Genomic DNA, 20078 nt, shown 5'->3' on the forward strand with positions numbered 1-20078 from the left:
TACCTTGCCCGCGGGGTGGGTAGCGAAAATGGTCAGCGTCAGTTTCAACCGCAAACGCGCAAAACTCAAGCAGGTCCTCGGCATCAGGGCCCGGCTTGCGTTGCTCGCGGTGATTCTGGTCGCGCCCTTGATGCTCGAGCGCATCCGCTCGCTTGAAGACACCCGCACCAAGCAGATCGCGCAGGCCACGGCCGAATTCACCACCGTCGCAAGACACAGCGCCGATGCGCAGCGCGAGGTGATCTCGTCGGTCGAAACCATCCTGAAATCGGAAGCTTTCATCCGCGCCTCCGCCGGCGGCGTCAGCAAGAGCTGTGACGTCCTGCGCGCGAGCCTGCCGACGAACCTTCCCTGGATTCGCACGCTCCTGATCGCCGGCCAGGACGGTCGCATCCAGTGCGCCACCAACAACATGTATGTCGGCCTCGATCTTTCCGATCGGCCTTATTTCCAGCAGGCGCAGGAGACCGGCCGCTTCGTGCTGTCCGACTTCATCCTGTCGCGGCCGGTGCAATCGCCGACCGTGATGGCGGTCTATCCAGTTTCGGCGTTCAGCGGCGTCGCTGACGCCGTCGTGCTGGCAACGGTCAATCTCGACTGGATGTCGAAGGTGATGAACAATCTGGGCGGCCGCGCCGGCATCACCGCGGTGCTGGTCGACAGCGCCGGCACCGTGCTGGCCGCGCCGGCCGACCAGCACAACGCGGTCGGCCGTCCCCTCGACAACATGCCGCTGATGTCGGCCATTGCCGACATGGCGCTGCGCTCGGACCAGGACGAAGGCTCGCTGTCTTTCCTTGCCGCCGACGGGTCACATCGCGCGGTCAGCTTCATCCGCATCGCCGGCACCAATTCGCGCCTGATCGCCAGCATCGACGAAGACAAGGTCTCCGCCGCGGTGAGCCGCGATATCCGCACCGCCTATCTCCAGCTCGCTTTCGTCGTCATGTTCGTGCTGCTCGGCGCCCTGATCGCCGCCGAGAAGCTCGTGATCAAGCCGATCGAAATGCTCGCCGACATGGCCAAGCGTCTCGGCCAGGGCGATCTGTCGGCCCGCGCCGCGCGCAGCCGGCTGCCGGCCGAATTCGTGCCGCTGGCGCGCGCCTTCAACGCGATGGCGGCTCAGCTCAGCCAGCGCGAGCGCGAGCTGATCGCGACCAACGACCGGCTGACGGTGATGGCGTCGATCGACATGCTTTCGGGGCTTGCCAACCGCCGCGGTTTCCAGAGCCGCCTCGACTTCGAATGGATGCGCGCGCAACAATACGGCAGCGAGCTCGCGCTTCTGATGATCGACGTGGACCATTTCAAGCTGTTCAACGACACCTACGGCCATCTCGAAGGCGATTCGTGCCTGACCCGGCTCGGCGAGTCGCTATCCGGCATCGCTGCGGACACCATGGGCTTTGCGGCCCGCTACGGCGGCGAGGAATTCTGCCTGCTGGTCCCGAATACCAACGTCAACCGCGCCGTCGAGATCGGCGAGCAGGTGCGGGCGGCCGTGCTGAAGCTCTGCCTGCCGCACATCACTTCGGCACACATGGTCGTCACGGTGTCGATCGGCGTTGCGGCGGCGCGACCGAACGAATCCCTGCGCCCGGGCGATCTGATCGAGGCCGCCGACGCGGCGCTCTACGCCGCCAAGCATCGCGGCCGCAACAATGTCGTCGAGCATGGCGTAGAGGCGATCGAGAACGGCACGGCCAAGATTGCGATGGCAGGCTAGAGTCGGACTGCTTGCCCTGATCTCGCTGTGCTCCGCTAACCCGCAGCCTCGGCGCGGTCGAGTTCGTTCTCCGTCACGACGCGATTGCGGCCGCCGCCCTTGGCAAGATAGAGCGCGCGATCACAGCGCTCGATCAAATCGGCGATCGCCTCGCCAGCCCGATACTGCGCCACGCCGATTGAAACTGTGATGTTCGGCAGCACCTCGCCGGTCGAGCGGCGGGTGATGGTGCACTCCGCGATCGCGCGCCGGATCCGCTCGGCGATGTCAGTGCACGCTGCAAGATCGGCATCGGGCAGCACCGCGATCAGCTCCTCGCCGCCGTAGCGAGCCGTCAGATCCTGCGTACGAACCTTTTCGCGCAGCACCTTGGCCATCAGACGCAAGACCTGGTCGCCGACGCCGTGACCGAAATTATCGTTGAAGGTCTTGAAGTGGTCGATATCGAGCAGGAGCACGCTCAGCGGCTCGCCCCAATCGGCGGTCGTCTGTGCTTTGCGGAGAAATTCGTCCAGCGCCCTGCGATTTGCGAGTCCCGTCAGCGTGTCGGTCCGCGCGCGCTCCTCGGATTTGGAGAGCGAATCTCTGATGACGTCGAGCTCGCGGGTCTTCTCGGCAAAGCCCGCTTCGAGCCGCGTCGTCCTGGTAGCGGCCCGCGCCAGCTCGTTCATGAGCTGGGCCACCAGCGCCTTCGGGTCGACGCCCGCCTGGCCCTGGTCGGCAACCTGGCTGATCGCCTGCATCTGGGAGCGGTTGTCGGCGATTGCGGTCGCCAGAAACTCCTTCGCCGCGCCCATCAGGGCATGCAGCCGCTCGGACGTATCGACGACGGCAGCGCTCACATGGGGCGCAATATAAGTCTCGAACAGGTCCTGATTAGTGCGGCTGTCGAAGGGGCGGTTGTGGTCGATCAGCAGATCGATGGCGTTGCGCAGATCGTCATGGCCACCTGCGTAATACTGGAACCAGATGGCGAAATTGGCCGGCGTCGGCGGAATCCGCTGGTCGGCCATGCTGCGCATCGCCCGTCCGGCGATGGAGGCGGCATAGTCATAGTCGGGATTGTCGAAATCTAGGGCCATTGCCTGACGCGGGGTACACTATTGACGGCCAAACTCGCACCGACCCCTTAACCCGGTCCCAACGCCCTCATCCGTACTTTTGCGGAGCAGCATTGCGGGCCACCACTTCCGGCGGCAACCCATTGACCCCCCGTCGACTTCTATGGCCTAGTCCGGCCTCTTCAGGCCGCCGAAACCACGAAAACCCAACGATTCCATGACCTCCGAACGCTACAACGCCCGCGAAGCCGAACCGCGCTGGCAACGCATCTGGGACGAACAGGCGATCTTCGTCTCGAAGAACGACGATTCGCGGCCGAAATATTATGTGCTGGAGATGTTCCCCTACCCATCCGGGCGCATTCATATCGGCCATGTCCGCAATTACACGCTCGGCGACGTGCTGGCCCGCTTCATGCGCGCCAAGGGATTCAACGTGCTGCATCCGATGGGCTGGGACGCCTTCGGCCTGCCGGCCGAAAACGCCGCCATCGAGCGCAAGGTCGCGCCGAAGGCCTGGACCTACGACAACATCGCCGCGATGAAGAAGCAGCTCCGTTCGATCGGGCTGTCGCTGGACTGGAGCCGCGAATTCGCGACCTGCGACCCCAGCTATTACAAGCATCAGCAGAAGATGTTCTTGGACATGCTCGCCGCGGGCCTCGCCGAGCGTGAAAAGCGCAAGCTGAACTGGGACCCGGTCGACATGACCGTGCTCGCCAACGAGCAGGTGATCGACGGCCGCGGCTGGCGCTCCGGTGCCGTTGTCGAACAACGAGAGATGAGCCAGTGGGTCTTCAAGATCACGAAGTACTCGCAGGAATTGTTGTCCGCGCTGGATAGTCTCGACCGCTGGCCCGACAAGGTCCGGCTGATGCAGCGCAACTGGATCGGCCGCTCCGAGGGCCTCTTGATCCGTTTCGCGCTGGACCAGGCGACCACACCCGCCGGCGAGAGCGAGCTGAAGATCTTCACGACGCGCCCCGACACGCTGTTCGGTGCGAAGTTCATGGCGATCTCGGCCGATCATCCGCTGGCGCAGGCAGCGGCTGCAAAGAACCCGAAGCTTTCCCAATTCATTGCCGACATCAAGAAAATCGGCACGGCGCAGGAGATCATCGACACAGCCGAGAAGCAGGGCTTTGACACCGGCATCCGCGCCGTGCATCCGTTCGATCCCTCCTGGAAGCTGCCGGTCTATGTCGCCAACTTCGTGCTGATGGAATACGGCACCGGCGCGATCTTCGGCTGCCCCGCGCACGACCAGCGCGACCTCGACTTCGTCAACAAATACGGCCTTGGCAACACGCCCGTCGTCTGTCCCGAAGGCCAGGATCCAAAATCATTCGTCATCACCGACACCGCGTATGACGGCGACGGCCGCATGATCAATTCCCGCTTCCTCGACGGCATGACCATCGACCAGGCCAAGGATGAGGTCGCAAAGCGCCTGGAACGCGAGCTGCGCGGCAATGCGTCGGTCGGCGAGCGCCAGGTCAATTTCCGCCTGCGCGACTGGGGCATTTCCCGCCAGCGCTATTGGGGCTGCCCGATTCCGGTGATCCACTGTCCCAAGTGCGACGTGGTGCCGGTGCCGGACGACCAGTTGCCGGTCGTGCTGCCGGAGGATGTGAGCTTCGACAAGCCGGGCAACGCGCTCGATCATCACCCCACCTGGAAGCACGTCACCTGCCCGAAATGCGGCGGCAAGGCGACCCGCGAAACCGACACCATGGACACGTTCGTGGATTCGTCCTGGTATTTCGCGCGCTTCACCGATCCCTGGAACGAGGCCGCACCGACGACGCCTGCGATCGCCAACCGGATGCTGCCGGTCGACCAGTATATCGGCGGCGTCGAGCACGCGATCCTGCATCTGCTCTACAGCCGCTTCTTCACCCGCGCGATGAAGGCGACCGGTCACATCGCGCTCGACGAGCCGTTCGCCGGCATGTTCACGCAGGGCATGGTGGTGCACGAGACTTATCAGAAGGCCGACGGCACCTGGGTGCAACCGGCCGAGGTGAAGATCGAGGTCGGTGGCAACGGCCGCCGCGCGACGCTGCTTGCGACCGGCGAGGACGTCCAGATCGGCCCGATCGAGAAGATGTCGAAGTCGAAGAAGAACACGGTCGACCCCGACGACATCATCGCGACCTATGGCGCCGACGTCGCCCGCTGGTTCATGCTGTCGGATTCCCCGCCCGACCGCGACGTGATCTGGAGTGACGAGCGCGTCCAGGGCGCCTCGCGCTTCGTGCAGCGTCTGTGGCGGCTGGTGAACGATGCTGCGGACCTTGGCAAGGCTGCCCCCGCGGCCCGGCCGGCCTCGTTCGGGCCGGATGCGACTGGTTTGCGCAAGGCTGCCCACGGCGCGCTCGACAAGGTCACATCAGGGGTCGAACGGCTGCACTTCAATGTCTGCCTGGCCCATATCCGCGAGTTCACGAACACGTTTTCGGAGGTGCTCCAGCGCCCCGGTCAGCCGACGGCCGATCTCGCCTGGGCGATCCGGGAGGCCAGCCAGATCCTGGTCCAGCTGTTCTCCCCGATGATGCCGCATCTGGCCGAAGAGTGCTGGCAGGTTCTGGGGCAGCCCGGGCTGGTTTCCGAGGCCGATTGGCCGCAAATCGAACGCGATTTGCTGGTTGAAGACAGCGTGACGCTGGTGGTCCAGGTCAATGGCAAGAAGCGGGGTGAGGTCACGGTTGCAACAGCGGCCCAAAATCCGGAAATCGAGGCTGCCGCTTTGGCCCTCGATGCTGTAAAACTGGCCCTGGACGGCAAGCCCGTCCGCAAGGTGATCATCGTCCCCAAGAGGATTGTGAATGTTGTCGGCTAGGATCCGCATCGCAGCCCGCCTGCTCGCGGTCGCCGCCTTGGCGGCGACGACGGCTGGCTGCTTCCAGCCGATGTATGCCGAGCATACCGACGGCACCCCGGGTTTGCGTGAAAAGCTGATGGGGGTCGAGCTGCCGCCGATCGCCAAGCCCAACGCCTCGCGCGAGGCCCGGGTCGGGGTCGAGGTCCGCAATGCCCTCGCCTTCAAGCTCTACGGCTCGGCAACGGGCATGCCGCCGACCCACCGGCTGGATATCCGCTTCAACACCAGCAAGACGTCGCTGATCGTCGATCCCAGTACCGGCCTGCCGAACACCGAGAACTACGGCATCGACTGCCAGTACAATCTGATCGAGGTCGCGACCGGCAAGTCGGTCATGACCGGGACTACCTTCTCGCGCGTGTCCTATGACCTGCCCGGCTCCTACCAGCGCTTTGCCCGCAACCGCGCGGTGCGCGACGCGGAGGATCGTGCCGCAAACGAGATCGCCGAGAACATCAACACCCGGCTCGCCGCGTTCTTCACTGCGGGCACCTAGTTCATCCCCGTCATTCCGGGGCATGCGAAGCATAAACCCGGAATGACGCGTATCAGGCAACATGGTCGCGCTGCGCGGAAAAGAGATCGACGCCTTCCTCGCCCGCCCCGACGCGGGCCGGCCGATCATCCTGCTCTATGGTCCTGATGCCGGCTTGGTACGCGAGCGCGCCGACGCATTGGTTGCGTCCGCCGTCGACGATCCCAACGATCCCTTCTCGCTGGTCAAGCTCGACGGCGACGAGCTCTCCGCCGAGCCGTCACGCCTGGTCGACGAAGCCATGACCGTGCCGCTGTTCGGCGGTCGCCGCGCCATTCGCATCCGCGCGGGATCACGGAGCTTTGCTGCCGGTGTCGACACGCTGGCTGAGATGGGCGTGAAGGATTGCCGCATCGTGATCGAGGCCGGCGAGCTGCGCCCGGAATCACCGCTGCGCAAGGCCTGCGAAAAGGCCAGGACCGCGGTGGCGATCGGCTGCTATCCCGACACCGAGCGCGATCTGGCGAAACTGATGGAGGACGAGCTTCGCACCGCGAATCTGCGCATCGCGCAGGACGCCCGCGCCGCGTTGATGTCGTTCCTCGGCGGCGACCGCCAGGCGTCCCGCAACGAGCTGCGTAAGCTGACACTCTACGCCCATGGCAAAGGCGAGATCACGCTGGACGACGTGATGTCCGTGGTCGCGGACGCATCCGAGCTGAAGCTCGATCCGATCGTCGACGGCGCCTTCGCCGGCCGGCCCGAGATCGTCGAGACCGAATTCGCCAAGGCGATGATCGCCGGCACCTATCCCGGCGTGATCATCTCGGCCGCGCAGCGCCACGCCGCGTGGCTGCACAAATCCGCGCTCGCGATTGCCGACGGCACGCCGGCGTCCGCCGTGCTCGACGGCGGATTTCCGCGCCTGCATTTTTCGCGGAAACCGATGGTCGAAACCGCGCTGCGCAATTTCAGCGCGGCAAGGCTCGCCGCGGTCATCGAGCAGCTTGCGACCGCCGCGCTCGACACCCGCAAGCAATCCACGCTCGCCGCCGCCATCGCCCAGCGCACGCTGATGGCGATCGCGGCGAACGCGAGGCGAAGGGGATAAACCCCACGCTCTCTCCACGTCATTGCGAGCGCAGCGAAACAATCCAGAATCTTTCCGCGGAGGGACTCTGGATTGCTTCGCTGCGCTCACAATTGACGAGTGTAGAGAGCTGGCTTTCGCCCGGACGGCACTGAGCTCTACAGCGCGCCCTTCGCCAGCCGCTTCATCACCTCGTCGAGCTGATCGAGGTTGCGGTAGTTGATCTGGACCGAGCCGCCGGGGTCGCGGTGATTGACGGTGACCTTGAGGCCGAGTGCGTCGCTGACACGCTTCTCCAGGTCGATCGTATCAGGGTCTTTCTCCTTGCCGCCGCTGCTGCGCGCCTTCTGCGGCTTGCGCTCCGGCACGCCCTCTTCATGCGCGAGCGCCTCGGCCTGGCGGACGTTGAGACCTTCCTCGACGATGCGCTTGGCGGCGGCCAGCGGATCGGGCACGCCGATCAGCGCGCGGGCGTGACCGGCGGTCAGATCCCCGGTCGCGATCAAGGCCTGCACTTCGGCCGGCAGCTTGGTCAGCCGCATCATGTTGGCGACATGGCTGCGGCTCTTGCCGACGACCTTTGCGATGTCCTCCTGGCTGCGTTTGAATTCGTTGGCGAGCGCGTGATAGCCCTGCGCCTCCTCCATCGGGTTGAGGTCTTCGCGCTGCACGTTCTCGACGATCGCGAATTCCAGCGCATCGCTGTCGCTGATGTCGACCGGCACGATAGGCACCTCGTGCAGGCCGGCCATCTGCGAGGCGCGCCAGCGCCGTTCGCCGGCGATGATCTCGTAGCGATCCTGTGCGCCCTTCACGGGACGCACCACGATCGGCTGGATCACGCCGTGCTGCTTGATGGACTCGGAGAGCTCCTTGAGCTCGGTATCCGAAAAAGTCCGGCGCGGATTGCGCGGATTGGCCTTGATGAATTCGATCGGCACCTTGCGTTGCGCGCGCGGACGGTCGACGTGCTGGGCCTCGCCGCCGACATCACCGATCAGACTTGCAAGACCCCGGCCCAGTCGCGAACGCGCTTCATCGGCCATCGCCAGCTCCCTTGGATTCACGCTGCAGCACTCCAGAACTGAATTGTCGTAGGTTGGGCAAAGCGAAGCGTGCCCACCAATTGTTCATAAGCGGAAGACGGTGGGCACGACGAAAACGCCTTTGCCCACCCTACGGTAGCGCTAATGCGTGACGCGCAGCTCGCGCTCGCGCTGGATCACTTCGGTGGCGAGACGCAAGTACGCTTCGCTGCCGACGCATTTGAGATCGTAGACCAGCACCGGCTTGCCATAGGACGGCGCTTCCGAAATGCGCACGTTACGCGGGATCATGGTCTTGTAGACTTTCTCGCCCATGAACTGGCGGACGTCGGCAACCACCTGGTTCGAGAGGTTGTTGCGCGAGTCGAACATCGTCAGCACGATGCCGTGGATCGACAGGTTCGGATTGAGCGTCGAGCGCACCTGCTCCACGGTCTGCAGCAATTGCGACAAACCTTCGAGCGCGAAGAACTCGCACTGCAGCGGCACCAGGATCGCGTCCGATGCCGCCATCGCATTCACCGTCAGCAGGTTCAGTGAGGGCGGGCAGTCGATCAACACGTACGTGTAGTCCGACTCGGGCGAGACGTTGTTGTTGAGCGCGCCGATCGCATCGCGCAGCTTGAAGGCGCGGCCGGCCGTGGTGCCGAGCTCGAGCTCGAGGCCGGAGAGATCCATGGTCGAGGGCGCGATGTGCAGCCGCGGCACCGCGGTGGAGACCACCGCTTCTCGCAAGGGTGCTTCACCGATCAGCACGTCATAGGTCGAGCAAGAGCGATTGCGGCGATCGATGCCGAGGCCGGTCGACGCATTGCCCTGCGGATCGAGATCGACGATCAGGACGCGCTCGCCGATCGCGGCGAGCGCCGTGCCGAGGTTGATCGCTGTGGTCGTTTTTCCCACGCCACCCTTCTGATTCGCCAACGCCAGAATGCGCGGGTGAGCGTGCGGGACTTGGTCCGTCTCCTGGACGGTCTGGTCTTGCTGCGGCTCGTCAATCACGGTCATCGAAATTCCTCAACCCCTGAGCGCCTCACCCGCGCCGTTCAACCGAAGCCAGTTCGACGGTCCATCCGTCGCCGGTCCGGCTTCGGTGGAGCTGCGGCTGAATATTCCAATATTTAGCGGCTTCGGTCAATTCAGCCTCTACATCTTGACCCTTCGGAAATAACGCCTTTGCGCCTTGGCGCATCAGCGGCTCCGCAAAGCCGATGAGTTGATTTAGCGGAGCCAACGCGCGCGCGGTGACGCAATCGACGGGGCCGGTGATTCTATCCACATTATCCCCGATCTCAGCGAGATGTACGACTCCCGGAGATGTGGTGACGCGAACAGCTTCGCGCAAAAACGCGGCCTTCTTGGCGATTCGCTCGATGAGATGAACGCTCGCGCCCGGCGTACCGGCCATGGCGCAGGCGAGGACGACGCCGGGAAAGCCGCCGCCGCTGCCGAGGTCGGCCCAGCGTTTAGCTGACGGCGCGAGATTCACAAGCTGAAGCGAATCGGCGATGTGACGGGTCCAGAGGTGAGGCAGGGTCGAGGGCGCGACCAGATTGGTCTTGGCCTGCCACTCCCGGAGCAGCGCAATGTAGCGATTGAGCCGCTCCTCCGTTTCATGTGAAACGGGTGCGAGTTTAAGCGCCGCGCGCTTGTCGGCGGCGATGATGGAGTCGAGCGCCTGATCGTTGGCGCTGGCCTTGTCGATCTTCGGTTTCCCGGGGGTCGGTTCGGACCGGCGACCGGCGGCCTCGCCGGCTCCTGATCGTCGCGATAGCGGTCTGTCCCCGCCCCGTCCGCGCTGTTTCACGTGAAACCCTATGCGATGGCCTTGGAGGTCTTGCGCGCCTCGCGGCGAAGATAGGCCGCGAGGATGCCGAGCGCCGCCGGCGTCATACCGTCGATCCGGCCGGCCTGACCGACGGTGAATGGCCGTGCCTTCTCGAGTTTGGCCCGCACCTCGTTGGAAAGACCGGGGACGAGGCTGTAGTCGATCTCCGACAGCACCATGCCCTCATCACGCCGGAAGGCTTCGACGTCGGCGCTCTGGCGCTCCAGGTAGACGTCGTACTTCGCGTCGATCTCCAGATGGGCGGCGATGCCGGGATCGATAGCGGAGAGCTCCGGCCAGATCGCCCGGACCTGGCTCCAGCCGATATCTGGGTAAGCCATCAGCTCGAAGGCGGACCGGCGCTGGCCGTCCCGGTTCAGGGACAGCCCGTGCTTGATCGCCTCGTTGGGAGTGATGGTCAGAGACTTCGACAGCGTCCGCGCCGCGTTCAGAGCATCCATCTTGGCGCGATGATATCGGGTCCGGGCGCTGCCGACGCAGCCCAGCGCAATGCCCTTCTCGGTCAGGCGCTGATCGGCATTGTCGGCCCGCAAGGTGAGCCGATACTCGGCCCGCGAGGTGAACATCCGATAGGGCTCGCTGATCCCGCGGGTGACGAGGTCGTCGATCATCACGCCGAGATAGCCGTCGGCGCGGTCGAACACCGCCAGCGCCGCGCCGCTGGCGGAGAGTGCTGCGTTCAGACCGGCCACGATGCCCTGCCCCGCGGCTTCTTCATACCCGGTGGTGCCGTTGATCTGTCCCGCCAGGAAGAGGCCACGCAAACGCTTGGTCTGCAGGGTCGGATCGAGTTCTCGGGGATCGATGTGGTCGTATTCGATGGCATAGCCCGGACGAACCATCTTCACCCGCTCGAGGCCCGGGATGCTGGCGAGGATCGCGAGTTGGACCTCCTCGGGCAGCGAAGTCGAGACGCCGTTGGGATAGACGGTCGGATCGTCCAGCCCTTCCGGCTCCAGGAAGATCTGATGACCGTCGCGGTCCCCGAAGCGGACGATCTTGTCCTCGATCGAGGGGCAATAGCGCGGTCCGGAGCTCTTGATCTGGCCAGAGTACATCGGAGAGCGATGGACGTTGGCGCGGATCACCTCATGGGTTGCGGGGGTGGTCCGGGTGATGCCGCACTGGATCTGTGGCGTGGTGATCCGCTCGGTCATCACCGAAAACGGCTCGGGCGGATCGTCACCGGGCTGCATTTCGACCGCGGACCAGTCTATCGTGGTGCCGTCGAGGCGCGGCGGCGTGCCGGTCTTCAGCCGTCCGAGGGTGAAGCCGGCGTGCTCGAAGGAAACTGAGAGACCCATTGCGGGGGCCTCGCCGACCCGGCCGGCGGGCCAGTTCTTCTCACCGAGATGGATCAGGCCGCGGAGGAAGGTGCCGGTGGTAACGACAACCGCCCCTGCCCTGAGCTCCCGGCCGTCCGCCAGGCGCAGTCCAGTCACCCGGCCATCGACCACGATCAGCTCGTCGGCCTCACCTTCAATCACGGAAAGACCCTCAGTCTCCCGGATCGCGGCCTGCATCGCGGCGGCATAGAGCTTGCGATCGGCCTGGGCTCGGGGACCACGCACCGCGGGACCCTTTCGACGATTGAGAACGCGAAACTGGATGCCACCGGCGTCGCCGACCCGTCCCATCAGGCCATCGAGAGCATCGACTTCGCGGACTAGATGGCCCTTCCCGAGACCGCCGATGGCAGGATTGCAGGACATCACGCCGACCGAGGAGAAGCGGTGCGTCACCAGAGCCGTCGTTGCACCCATCCGGGCAGAAGCAGCCGCGGCCTCACAGCCGGCATGACCGCCCCCGATGACGATGACGTCGAAACTTTCTCGCTCTGATCGCATGGGCGAACTTCTAGCTCAGAGGTGAGAAAGCCGGAAGTGGAAACTCGGGAAACCGATGTTTCACGTGAAACGGGCACTTGGCCGCCTCGTAAAACAACCCCATGCACAGTACGAGGCGTGTTGCCATAGCTTCTGTTTCACGTGAAACCAGCAGCTCCGCAGGTATGCTAGTTCGTTGGACTACTCCGCCACAACGCCGTCATGGCGAGCGCAGCGAGCAATCCAGAATCACCATTGGAGGAAGCTGGATTGCTTCATCGCTGCTGCTTGCAATAACGGGGATAGCGTTTCACGTGAAACGCGTTGACAGGGCGGCAAGCCATGTTTCACGTGAAACGCAAGTAGCGGAACAAGGACTAGTTCTACAATGTAGAACTAGACTTACTTTCCAATGCAGAATTTCTGAAAGATGGCCCCGAGTACGTCCTCGACATCTACCCGACCGAGCAAACGGCCGAGAGCATAAGCGGCGGTGCGCAGCTCTTCCGCGGCGAGTTCTTCGCCCTCTTCTACAAGCTCCAGACTCCGGCGCAAGCTGTCCGCCGCACGGGTCAACAGATCGCGTTGGCGGGCTCGGGTAACCAATGCGCCCTCGCTGGTTCCGAAGCACTCGGCGGCAAATTTCACGAGGGCCTCCACCAGTTCCGGAATGCCATCACCACGGCTCGCCGAGATTCCGAACTCACCCATTAGTCCGGCTGCCCCGAGGTCGATCTTGTTGCGCACGATCCAGACCGGCCCGTCCGGCCGATCGCCATCTCCGGATTTCCGAAGCGACCGCAGCGCGTCGGGATCGATGGCCTGCCCGCCTTCCACCAGCCACAGGACCAGGTCGGCCTCTTCGGCCCGCGCCCGCGCCCGGCGAACACCTTCCTGCTCGACCGGATCATTGGTCTCGCGAATCCCGGCCGTGTCGATGACAGTGACGGGATAGCCATCGAGATCGAGCTGCACTTCGATCACGTCGCGCGTGGTGCCGGCATACGGTGAGACGATCGCGACCTCGCGGCGGGCAAGCTGATTCATCAGGGTCGACTTGCCGACATTCGGCTTGCCTGTTATCGCGACCACCAAGCCGTCGCGCAGGCGTTCGGAATGTCCCTGTGCCGCAAGGACTTTCGTAATTTCATCATGCAGCGCCTTGATCGCCCTGACTGCCGGAGCCCTCAATTCTACGGGCACGTCGCCTTCATCGGAAAAATCGATCCCGGCCTCGATCAGCGCCGACGCCTCGATGATGCGCTCGCGCCAGTCGCGCGCGCGATCGCCGAGCAAACCCTGCAACTGCCGCAGCGCCTGGCGACGCTGGCGGTCGGTGTCGGCATGGATGAGATCGTCGAGCCCCTCGGCTTCCGTGAGATCGAGCTTGCCGTTCTCAAAAGCCCGCCGGGTGAACTCGCCCGGCTCCGCCGCGCGCGTATTCGGAATAACGGAAATCGCGGCGAGGAGCGCGGCTAGCACCGCGCGGCCGCCATGCACGTGAAATTCGGCGACGTCCTCGCCGGTCGCACTGCCCGGCGCCGGAAACCAGAGCACGACCGAATCGTCGATCGGCTGGCCCGTGGCGTCATGCAGCAGCCGGCGGCTGGCTTGCCGCGGTGCCGGCAACTCACCTGCGAGCGTCGCCAGCACCTGTCCCGCTTGCGAGCCCGACACACGCACCATCGCGATCGCGCTCGGCGGACGCCCGGACGACAATGCAAAGATGGTCTGATCTCGCGGGTGCATGGCCTATTTGTCCGGCTGGTGAGGAAAAGGCAAACAGCCCGTTTGAGGGCCGAAGCCCGCTTTTGCTGCGCATCGAACCGCAGCAAAGGAATATTGCAGCGCAATATAAAGAGCAGCGTTTGCTGCAAAATTCCCGTTCATCAGTCGAGGCTAACGCTTGCGGGTGGAGGTATTATGTAGATTTATCAAAGGGTCACAGAGATCCAGACGGTGCGGTCAGACCATCGACTATGCTGCACGACCGCTGCAGCATAGCCGCACAAACGAAAAGAGCGCCCGAAGGCGCCCCTCTAATCCAATGCTGCACCGCACTCAGGTGTTCATGGAGTCGAAGAACTCCGCGTTGCTCTTGGTCGAGCGGAGCTTGTCGAGCAGGAAGTCGATCGCATCCATGGTGCCCATCGGGTTCAGAATGCGGCGGAGCACGTACATCTTCTTGAGCACCTGCGGGTCGGTGATGAGCTCTTCCTTGCGGGTGCCGGAGCGCGAAATGTCGATCGCGGGGAAGGTGCGCTTGTCCGAGACCTTGCGGTCCAGGATAAGCTCCGAGTTACCGGTGCCCTTGAACTCTTCGAAAATGACTTCGTCCATGCGGCTGCCGGTATCGACCAGCGCGGTCGCGATGATGGTCAGCGAGCCGCCCTCCTCGATGTTACGGGCGGCGCCGAAGAAGCGCTTCGGCCGCTGCAGCGCGTTGGCGTCGACACCGCCGGTCAGCACCTTGCCCGATGACGGCACCACGGTGTTGTAGGCACGCCCGAGGCGCGTGATCGAATCGAGCAGGATCACGACGTCGCGGCCGTGCTCGACGAGACGCTTGGCCTTTTCGATCACCATCTCGGCGACCTGGACGTGACGCACAGCCGGCTCGTCGAAGGTCGACGACACCACTTCGCCCTTCACCGAGCGCTGCATGTCCGTGACTTCTTCCGGACGCTCGTCGATCAAGAGCACGATCAGATAGCAGTCGGGATGGTTGGCCGTGATCGAATGCGCGATGTTCTGCATCAGCACGGTCTTGCCGGTGCGCGGCGGCGCCACGATCAATGCGCGCTGGCCCTTGCCGATCGGCGCGACGATGTCGATCACGCGTGCAGACAGGTCTTTCCGCGTCGGATCGTCGATTTCCATGCGGAAACGCTGATTCGGAAACAGCGGCGTGAGGTTGTCGAAATTGACCTTGTGCTTGGCCTTTTCCGGGTCCTCGAAATTAAGCGTGTTGACCTTCAGCAGCGCGAAATAGCGTTCGCCCTCCTTCGGACTGCGAATGTGGCCTTCGATGGTGTCGCCGGTGCGCAGACCGAAACGGCGGATCTGCGAGGGCGAGACGTAGATGTCATCCGGGCCCGGCAGATAATTGGCATCGGGCGAGCGGAGGAAGCCGAAGCCGTCGGAGAGCACCTCGACGACGCCCTGGCCGACAATGTCGGTTTCGGCCAGCGCGAGCTGCTTGAGGATGGCGAACAGCAGCTCCTGCTTGCGCATTGTGCTGGCGTTCTCGACCCCATTTTCCTCCGCAAACGAGACGAGCTCGGCGGGCGTTTTGGACTTGAGGTCTTCGAGTTTGATTTCCCGCATTGGGGTGGTCCTGTGGGGTAACCTTGGAAGGGGGGTGCGAGGTGGCTCTGAAATGCGGACGCGAGCAGGTGCAGGTAAGGTCCGCAGGTCTGGCAAGGTGAGTGCCGGTGGGGGCTTCAAACCTGATGCGGTGTCCGGCCTCTGGAAAGCTCAGACACAACCACATCCGCCTGCGTTGGGTGGGATATCGCTAATATAGAAAATCGCTTCCCACTCCGCAAGCCGAAGCGCTGAGCGATCGTTCACGATTGCTGCCTAGAACGGCTTCACGATCACCATGATGACGATGATGATCATCAGGACGGTCGGCACCTCGTTGATAATCCGGAAGAATTTCTGATTGTGGGGTCGGCGGTCGGCGGCGAAATCCTTCAGCCAGCGGGAAAAAAAGCCGTGGACCGCGGACATCGCAAGCACCATTGCCAGTTTGACGTGCAGCCAGCCGAAGGTGAACCAATGGCCGGCCCAGGCGAGATAAAGCCCGGCAAGCCAGGTGACGATCATGGCGGGGTTGATGATCGCCTTCAGCAGGCGGCGTTCCATCACCTTGAAGGTTTCGGACTGTTTCGAGCCGATCTCGGCCTCGCAATGATAGACGAACAGCCGCGGCAGATAGAGCATGCCGGCCATCCAGGAGATGACCGCGATCACGTGCAGCGCCTTGATCCAGAGATAGACGTCTTCAAACATGTCCGGCGTCCGACTTTGCGTCCAGCCATCAGGCGGGCTGGGGATAGTAAGAACTCTTTAAGGTCTCACCTGCACACATATCCGTCCGTAGCGCCTTCCTCAAATCTAGAATCTTAGATTCTTAAAGGTTTGAGTCTGAGTGACCGTGGATTGGACTCACGCAACGCCATCCGCGCGTGCGCACGCGCTTGTTCACATCCGTCAACATGTTCCGGGCAGACCAGGCCCGTTCAGATAAGCCGCCGGGCTTCAAAGGCTTGCGCCTTTTTGTCGGCAGCTTATCAAGGGGGTTGTCCGCGCAATCCCGCTTCTCTCGTGACACGGTGCCGGACTTGTTCTGACGGGCAGCGGTGTGAAGAAAATCGGCACTTATCCCGCCCGTGGTGTCGCGCATCCCTTTCCGAGGGGTTAAGCTCCACAGAAATCCACAAACCACACAACGACATTCAAAGAGTTTTTGTGCCGACCTCGAGCAATTATTTCCATCTGCACCTCGTCTCCGACTCCACCGGCGAGACCCTGATCACGGTCGCGCGCGCCGTCGCCGCGCAATACGCCAACGTCACGCCGGTCGAGCATGTCTATCCGCTGGTACGCAGCCAGAAGCAGCTCGACCGCGTGCTCGACGAGATCGAGGAAGCACCCGGCATCGTGCTGTTCACGCTGCTGGAGAAGGACCTGGTTTCGAGGCTCGAGGACAAGTGCAAGACGATCAATGTTCCGAGCCTCTCGATCATCGGCCCGGTCATGCAATTGTTCGAAGCCTATCTTGGCGCTGCGACCACGGGCCGCGTCGGTGCGCAGCACGTGCTCAACGCCGAATATTTCAAGCGTATCGACGCGCTGAACTACACGATGATCCATGACGACGGGCAGCATGTCGAAGGCCTCGAGGATGCCGACGTCGTCCTGGTCGGCGTGTCCCGCACCTCGAAGACGCCGACGTCGATCTATCTCGCCAATCGCGGCATCCGGACCGCCAACGTCCCACTGGTTCCAGGCATTCCCGTGCCGGCCCAGTTGGAGACGCTGACCCGGCCACTGGTGGTGAGCCTGCATGCGACCCCGGAACGCCTGATCCAGATCCGTCAGAATCGCCTGCTCTCGATGGGCGCCGAATCCGGCAGCGACACCTATACCGACAAGCAGTCGGTGACCGAGGAGGTGGCGTTTGCGCGCAAGCTCAGCGCCAAGCACGATTGGCCGCTGCTGGACGTCACGCGACGCTCGATTGAGGAAACCGCGGCGGCGATCATGAAGCTCTACAGCGATCGTCAGCGCAACCGGCCTTCCGAATAAGTGGCGGCGATGGGTCTGTGGCGCGGCAAATCTCCGTTAATGCTGGCCTCGCAGAGCAGCGCGCGAAAAATGCTGCTGCGGAATGCGGGGCTGGAATTCGAGGCTGTCACCGCCGATATCGACGAGCGCGGCATTCAGGCCGCGTCCGGACTTTCGGATCCGCGCGAGATCGGCCTGCTGCTGGCGCGTGAGAAGGCGAAGGCGGCCTCCGCCAATCGTCCCGGAAGCTATGTGATCGGGGCCGACCAGACGCTGGCCCTCGGCGACCGCCTGTTCAACAAGCCCGCCGGCCGCGCCGCGGCATTGGCGCAATTGCGTGATCTCGCCGGCCGCACTCACGAGCTGAATTCCGCCGTCGCGCTGGCGCATGACGGCAAGATTGTTTTTGAGGATGTATCGATCGCCCGCATGACGATGCGGCAAATGTCGGAAGCCGAGCTGTCCGCCTATCTCGACGCCGCCGGCGATGCCGTCACCACCAGCGTCGGCGCCTATCAGCTCGAAGGCCTCGGCATTCATCTGTTCGAGCGCATCGAGGGCGATCATTTCACCATCCTCGGCCTGCCGCTGTTGCCGTTGCTTGCGTTCCTGCGGCGTGAACGGTTAGTTGCGGTGTGACTGACAGGGATGATTTTGCGCCGATGCGGATCCTCGGACTGACCGGCTCGATCGGGATGGGCAAATCCACCACCGCGAAATTGTTCGCGGAGGCCGGCGTGCCCGTCTATGACGCCGATGCGGCCGTTCATCAGCTCTATGAAGGCGAGGCCGCGCCCGCGATCGAGGCCGCCTTTCCCGGCACCACCGCACACGGCAGGGTCGACCGGCAGAAGTTGTCGGCGCGCGTGGTGCACGACCCGGCCGCGATCAAGCAGCTCGAGCAGATCGTCCATCCGATGCTCGGCGCTTCCAGGCAGAAATTCTTTGCCGATGCGGAAGCGGCCAAGGCACCGGTCGTGGTCCTCGACATTCCCCTGCTGTTCGAAACAGGCGGCGAGAAGCGCGTCGATGCCGTCGTCGTGGTCTCGACCTCGCCGGAATTGCAGCGCGAGCGTGTGCTGGCACGGGGAACCATGGACGAGGCCAAGTTGGAGGCCATCATCGCCAAGCAGATGCCCGACGCCGAAAAACGCAAGCGCGCCGATTTCGTGGTGGATACGTCCCACGGACTTGAGCCGGTGCGTGCGCAAATCACGCACATCCTGGCCGAGGTCGTTAAGATGCCGCAGCGGCGGGCCTGATTCGCCGACCTCTACGGCTTCCTGCACGGCATCTCAAAATCATGCGTGAAATCGTTCTCGATACCGAAACCACCGGCCTCGATCCGCTTCGCGGCGATCGGCTGGTCGAGATCGGCTGTGTCGAGATCCTCAACCGCATGCCGACGGGGCAGACCTATCACGTCTATATCAACCCCGAGCGGGACATGCCGGCGGAAGCGTTCGCGGTGCACGGGTTGTCCGCCGAGTTCCTCTCGACCAAGCCGCTGTTCCACGAAGTGGTCGACGAATTCCTGGCGTTCATCGGCGATGCGCCGCTGGTGATCCACAACGCCTCGTTCGACATCAGCTTCATCAATGCCGAGCTCGACCGGATCAAGCGCCCTCCGATCCCGCGCGAGCGGCTCGTCGACACGCTGCTGCTGGCACGGCGCAAGCATCCCGGGGTGTCGAACCGGCTCGACGATCTCTGTTCACGCTATTCGATCGACAATTCACACCGCACCAAGCACGGCGCGCTGCTCGATTCCGAACTGCTTGCGGAAGTCTATGTCGATCTGGTCGGGGCGCGGCAGTCGCAGCTGCTGCTGGCGTCGGAAGCCCAGGAGATTCGCGTCAATGCGGGTGGCGATGCGCCGCGGCGGCAGCGACAGGTGCCGCTTGCGCCGCGGGTATCCGACGCCGAGCGGAAGGCCCATCGGGCTTTCATCGCGACCATGGGCGACAAGGCAATCTGGAACGAGTATCTGCCCGCTCCAGCCGCCCCAGCCGAATAGTCTGCAGGTTAGGCCTGGCCGGCCGGCTGCTGGGCGGCCATTTGCCGCTCCATGTTCTGGCGATAGAGACCGACGAAATCGACCGGATCGAGCATCAGGGGCGGGAAGCCGCCGTCGCGCACAGCGGTCGCAATGATCTCGCGGGCGAACGGGAACAACAGCCGCGGGCACTCGATCATGACCAGCGGATGCAGGTTCTCCTTCGGCACGTTCGCGATGCGGAACACGCCGGCATAGGCCAGCTCGAACGAGAACATCACCTTGCCCGCCGTCTCGGCCTTGCCCTCGACCGTCAGCGTCACCTCGAACTCGGTTTCGCTGAGATTATTGGCGCCGACATTGATCTGGATGTTGATCTGGGGCGGCTGGCTCTGCGGCTGGAGCGAGCTCGGGGCGTTCGGGTTTTCGAACGAGAGATCCTTGGTGTATTGCGCCAGCACATTGAGCTGGGGAGCCTGGGCCGCCTCGGGAGGGGTGCCGTTACCGTTGGTCATCAGAGTGTCTCCTTACCCGATTGGGGCTGAATTTCGCGGCGGTTGGCTAACATAGGGCTGCCTCATTCCACAAGGACGAACGGGTTCAGAGGGACGATCCCAGCCGCGCCCACAACTGTGACGTTTGCCCGCCCCGAACACCAAATACCACGTTAAATGCTTGAAGATGCGCGATTTCCACCCATGATCGGGTTTCCCCTTAAGGATAAAACGCGCTACACTTCCCGCTGTGCCAAAAGGCGCCATTGGCCGGGCCAAATTTCGTGCCTACATCCAGCGGACATGACGCGCGGGCCAAAATGGTGATGTAGTCTT

The 20078-nt window shown here is 63.5% G+C and carries 17 protein-coding genes; 8 read left to right on the forward strand and 9 right to left on the reverse strand.

Annotated features, from left to right (window positions below):
* Positions 1 to 28: 28 nt before the first annotated feature.
* Positions 29 to 1726 (forward strand): diguanylate cyclase domain-containing protein, encoded by a 1698-nt coding sequence (locus IF809_RS21250; protein ID WP_462838416.1) that lies wholly within the window; start codon positions 29 to 31, stop codon positions 1724 to 1726.
* A gap of 35 nt (positions 1727 to 1761) precedes the next feature.
* Here the strand turns inward: IF809_RS21250 and IF809_RS21255 are convergent, their stop codons facing one another.
* Complete coding sequence (locus IF809_RS21255; RefSeq protein ID WP_462838452.1) at positions 1762 to 2739, reverse strand: GGDEF domain-containing protein; 978 nt, start codon at positions 2737 to 2739, stop codon at positions 1762 to 1764.
* Between the two features lie 265 nt (positions 2740 to 3004).
* Here IF809_RS21255 and leuS point away from each other — a divergent pair, with 265 nt between their 5' ends.
* From leuS to holA, 3 genes are all read left to right on the forward strand, one after another.
* Positions 3005 to 5629 (forward strand): leucine--tRNA ligase, encoded by a 2625-nt coding sequence (gene leuS, locus IF809_RS21260; protein WP_462838417.1) that lies wholly within the window; start codon positions 3005 to 3007, stop codon positions 5627 to 5629.
* Positions 5616 to 6167 carry an LPS assembly lipoprotein LptE gene (locus tag IF809_RS21265; RefSeq protein ID WP_128963242.1) on the forward strand — a complete coding sequence of 184 codons (552 nt, stop codon included), beginning with the start codon at positions 5616 to 5618 and terminating at the stop codon, positions 6165 to 6167. The genes leuS and IF809_RS21265 overlap by 14 nt, the downstream gene beginning before the upstream one ends.
* A gap of 61 nt (positions 6168 to 6228) precedes the next feature.
* On the forward strand, positions 6229 to 7257 hold the full coding sequence (gene holA, locus IF809_RS21270) for a DNA polymerase III subunit delta (RefSeq protein WP_462838418.1): 1029 nt from the start codon (positions 6229 to 6231) through the stop codon (positions 7255 to 7257).
* Between the two features lie 137 nt (positions 7258 to 7394).
* Here holA and IF809_RS21275 read toward each other — a convergent pair whose 3' ends face one another.
* The 7 genes from IF809_RS21275 to hemJ form a co-directional block, all read right to left on the reverse strand.
* Positions 7395 to 8282 carry a ParB/RepB/Spo0J family partition protein gene (locus tag IF809_RS21275; protein WP_462838419.1) on the reverse strand — a complete coding sequence of 296 codons (888 nt, stop codon included), beginning with the start codon at positions 8280 to 8282 and terminating at the stop codon, positions 7395 to 7397.
* 141 nt (positions 8283 to 8423) lie between these two features.
* The gene (locus IF809_RS21280; RefSeq protein WP_128963239.1) at positions 8424 to 9290 is read right to left on the reverse strand and encodes a ParA family protein; all 867 of its coding nucleotides are present in this window, start codon (positions 9288 to 9290) and stop codon (positions 8424 to 8426) included.
* Positions 9291 to 9315: 25 nt separating this feature from the next.
* On the reverse strand, positions 9316 to 10089 hold the full coding sequence (rsmG, locus tag IF809_RS21285) for a 16S rRNA (guanine(527)-N(7))-methyltransferase RsmG (RefSeq protein WP_462838420.1): 774 nt from the start codon (positions 10087 to 10089) through the stop codon (positions 9316 to 9318).
* An 8-nt stretch (positions 10090 to 10097) separates the two neighbouring features.
* Entirely contained in the window at positions 10098 to 11978 is a 1881-nt protein-coding gene (gene mnmG, locus IF809_RS21290; RefSeq protein WP_462838421.1) for a tRNA uridine-5-carboxymethylaminomethyl(34) synthesis enzyme MnmG, read from the reverse strand.
* Positions 11979 to 12359: 381 nt separating this feature from the next.
* The gene (gene mnmE / locus IF809_RS21295; protein ID WP_462838422.1) at positions 12360 to 13706 is read right to left on the reverse strand and encodes a tRNA uridine-5-carboxymethylaminomethyl(34) synthesis GTPase MnmE; all 1347 of its coding nucleotides are present in this window, start codon (positions 13704 to 13706) and stop codon (positions 12360 to 12362) included.
* A 312-nt stretch (positions 13707 to 14018) separates the two neighbouring features.
* Positions 14019 to 15284, reverse strand: a complete 1266-nt coding sequence (rho, locus tag IF809_RS21300; RefSeq protein WP_092289654.1) for a transcription termination factor Rho — start codon at positions 15282 to 15284, stop codon at positions 14019 to 14021.
* A gap of 255 nt (positions 15285 to 15539) precedes the next feature.
* Positions 15540 to 15974: a protoporphyrinogen oxidase HemJ gene (gene hemJ / locus IF809_RS21305; protein ID WP_128963235.1), complete on the reverse strand. Its 435-nt coding sequence runs from the start codon at positions 15972 to 15974 to the stop codon at positions 15540 to 15542.
* 459 nt (positions 15975 to 16433) lie between these two features.
* Here hemJ and IF809_RS21310 point away from each other — a divergent pair, with 459 nt between their 5' ends.
* The 4 genes from IF809_RS21310 to dnaQ are packed head-to-tail and all read left to right on the forward strand — an operon-like array spanning position 16434 to position 19269.
* Positions 16434 to 17273 carry a pyruvate, water dikinase regulatory protein gene (locus tag IF809_RS21310; RefSeq protein WP_128963233.1) on the forward strand — a complete coding sequence of 280 codons (840 nt, stop codon included), beginning with the start codon at positions 16434 to 16436 and terminating at the stop codon, positions 17271 to 17273.
* Positions 17274 to 17282: 9 nt separating this feature from the next.
* Complete coding sequence (locus IF809_RS21315) at positions 17283 to 17891, forward strand: Maf family nucleotide pyrophosphatase (RefSeq protein WP_462838423.1); 609 nt, start codon at positions 17283 to 17285, stop codon at positions 17889 to 17891.
* A gap of 23 nt (positions 17892 to 17914) precedes the next feature.
* Positions 17915 to 18514, forward strand: a complete 600-nt coding sequence (coaE, locus tag IF809_RS21320; RefSeq protein WP_128963231.1) for a dephospho-CoA kinase — start codon at positions 17915 to 17917, stop codon at positions 18512 to 18514.
* A gap of 41 nt (positions 18515 to 18555) precedes the next feature.
* The gene (dnaQ, locus tag IF809_RS21325) at positions 18556 to 19269 is read left to right on the forward strand and encodes a DNA polymerase III subunit epsilon (RefSeq protein WP_462838424.1); all 714 of its coding nucleotides are present in this window, start codon (positions 18556 to 18558) and stop codon (positions 19267 to 19269) included.
* An 8-nt stretch (positions 19270 to 19277) separates the two neighbouring features.
* On the opposite strand, the gene secB is transcribed toward dnaQ, so the two are convergent.
* On the reverse strand, positions 19278 to 19763 hold the full coding sequence (secB, locus tag IF809_RS21330; protein ID WP_128963229.1) for a protein-export chaperone SecB: 486 nt from the start codon (positions 19761 to 19763) through the stop codon (positions 19278 to 19280).
* Between the last annotated feature and the right edge of the window lie 315 nt (positions 19764 to 20078).

The sequence above is a fragment of the Bradyrhizobium sp. UFLA06-24 genome (genome assembly GCF_054967145.1).

What these genes read in the sequence shown, in the direction of transcription:
- IF809_RS21250 (WP_462838416.1), top strand. Translation starts at nt 29, where the DNA reads ATGGTCAGCGTCAGTTTCAACCGCAAACGCGCAAAACTCAAGCAGGTC.
- IF809_RS21255 (WP_462838452.1), bottom strand. Translation starts at nt 2,739, where the DNA reads ATGGCCGACCAGCGGATTCCGCCGACGCCGGCCAATTTCGCCATCTGG.
- leuS (WP_462838417.1), top strand. Translation starts at nt 3,005, where the DNA reads ATGACCTCCGAACGCTACAACGCCCGCGAAGCCGAACCGCGCTGGCAA.
- IF809_RS21265 (WP_128963242.1), top strand. Translation starts at nt 5,616, where the DNA reads ATGTTGTCGGCTAGGATCCGCATCGCAGCCCGCCTGCTCGCGGTCGCC.
- holA (WP_462838418.1), top strand. Translation starts at nt 6,229, where the DNA reads ATGGTCGCGCTGCGCGGAAAAGAGATCGACGCCTTCCTCGCCCGCCCC.
- IF809_RS21275 (WP_462838419.1), bottom strand. Translation starts at nt 8,282, where the DNA reads ATGGCCGATGAAGCGCGTTCGCGACTGGGCCGGGGTCTTGCAAGTCTG.
- IF809_RS21280 (WP_128963239.1), bottom strand. Translation starts at nt 9,290, where the DNA reads ATGACCGTGATTGACGAGCCGCAGCAAGACCAGACCGTCCAGGAGACG.
- mnmG (WP_462838421.1), bottom strand. Translation starts at nt 11,978, where the DNA reads ATGCGATCAGAGCGAGAAAGTTTCGACGTCATCGTCATCGGGGGCGGT.
- mnmE (WP_462838422.1), bottom strand. Translation starts at nt 13,706, where the DNA reads ATGCACCCGCGAGATCAGACCATCTTTGCATTGTCGTCCGGGCGTCCG.
- rho (WP_092289654.1), bottom strand. Translation starts at nt 15,284, where the DNA reads ATGCGGGAAATCAAACTCGAAGACCTCAAGTCCAAAACGCCCGCCGAG.
- hemJ (WP_128963235.1), bottom strand. Translation starts at nt 15,974, where the DNA reads ATGTTTGAAGACGTCTATCTCTGGATCAAGGCGCTGCACGTGATCGCG.
- IF809_RS21315 (WP_462838423.1), top strand. Translation starts at nt 17,283, where the DNA reads ATGGGTCTGTGGCGCGGCAAATCTCCGTTAATGCTGGCCTCGCAGAGC.
- coaE (WP_128963231.1), top strand. Translation starts at nt 17,915, where the DNA reads ATGCGGATCCTCGGACTGACCGGCTCGATCGGGATGGGCAAATCCACC.
- dnaQ (WP_462838424.1), top strand. Translation starts at nt 18,556, where the DNA reads ATGCGTGAAATCGTTCTCGATACCGAAACCACCGGCCTCGATCCGCTT.
- secB (WP_128963229.1), bottom strand. Translation starts at nt 19,763, where the DNA reads ATGACCAACGGTAACGGCACCCCTCCCGAGGCGGCCCAGGCTCCCCAG.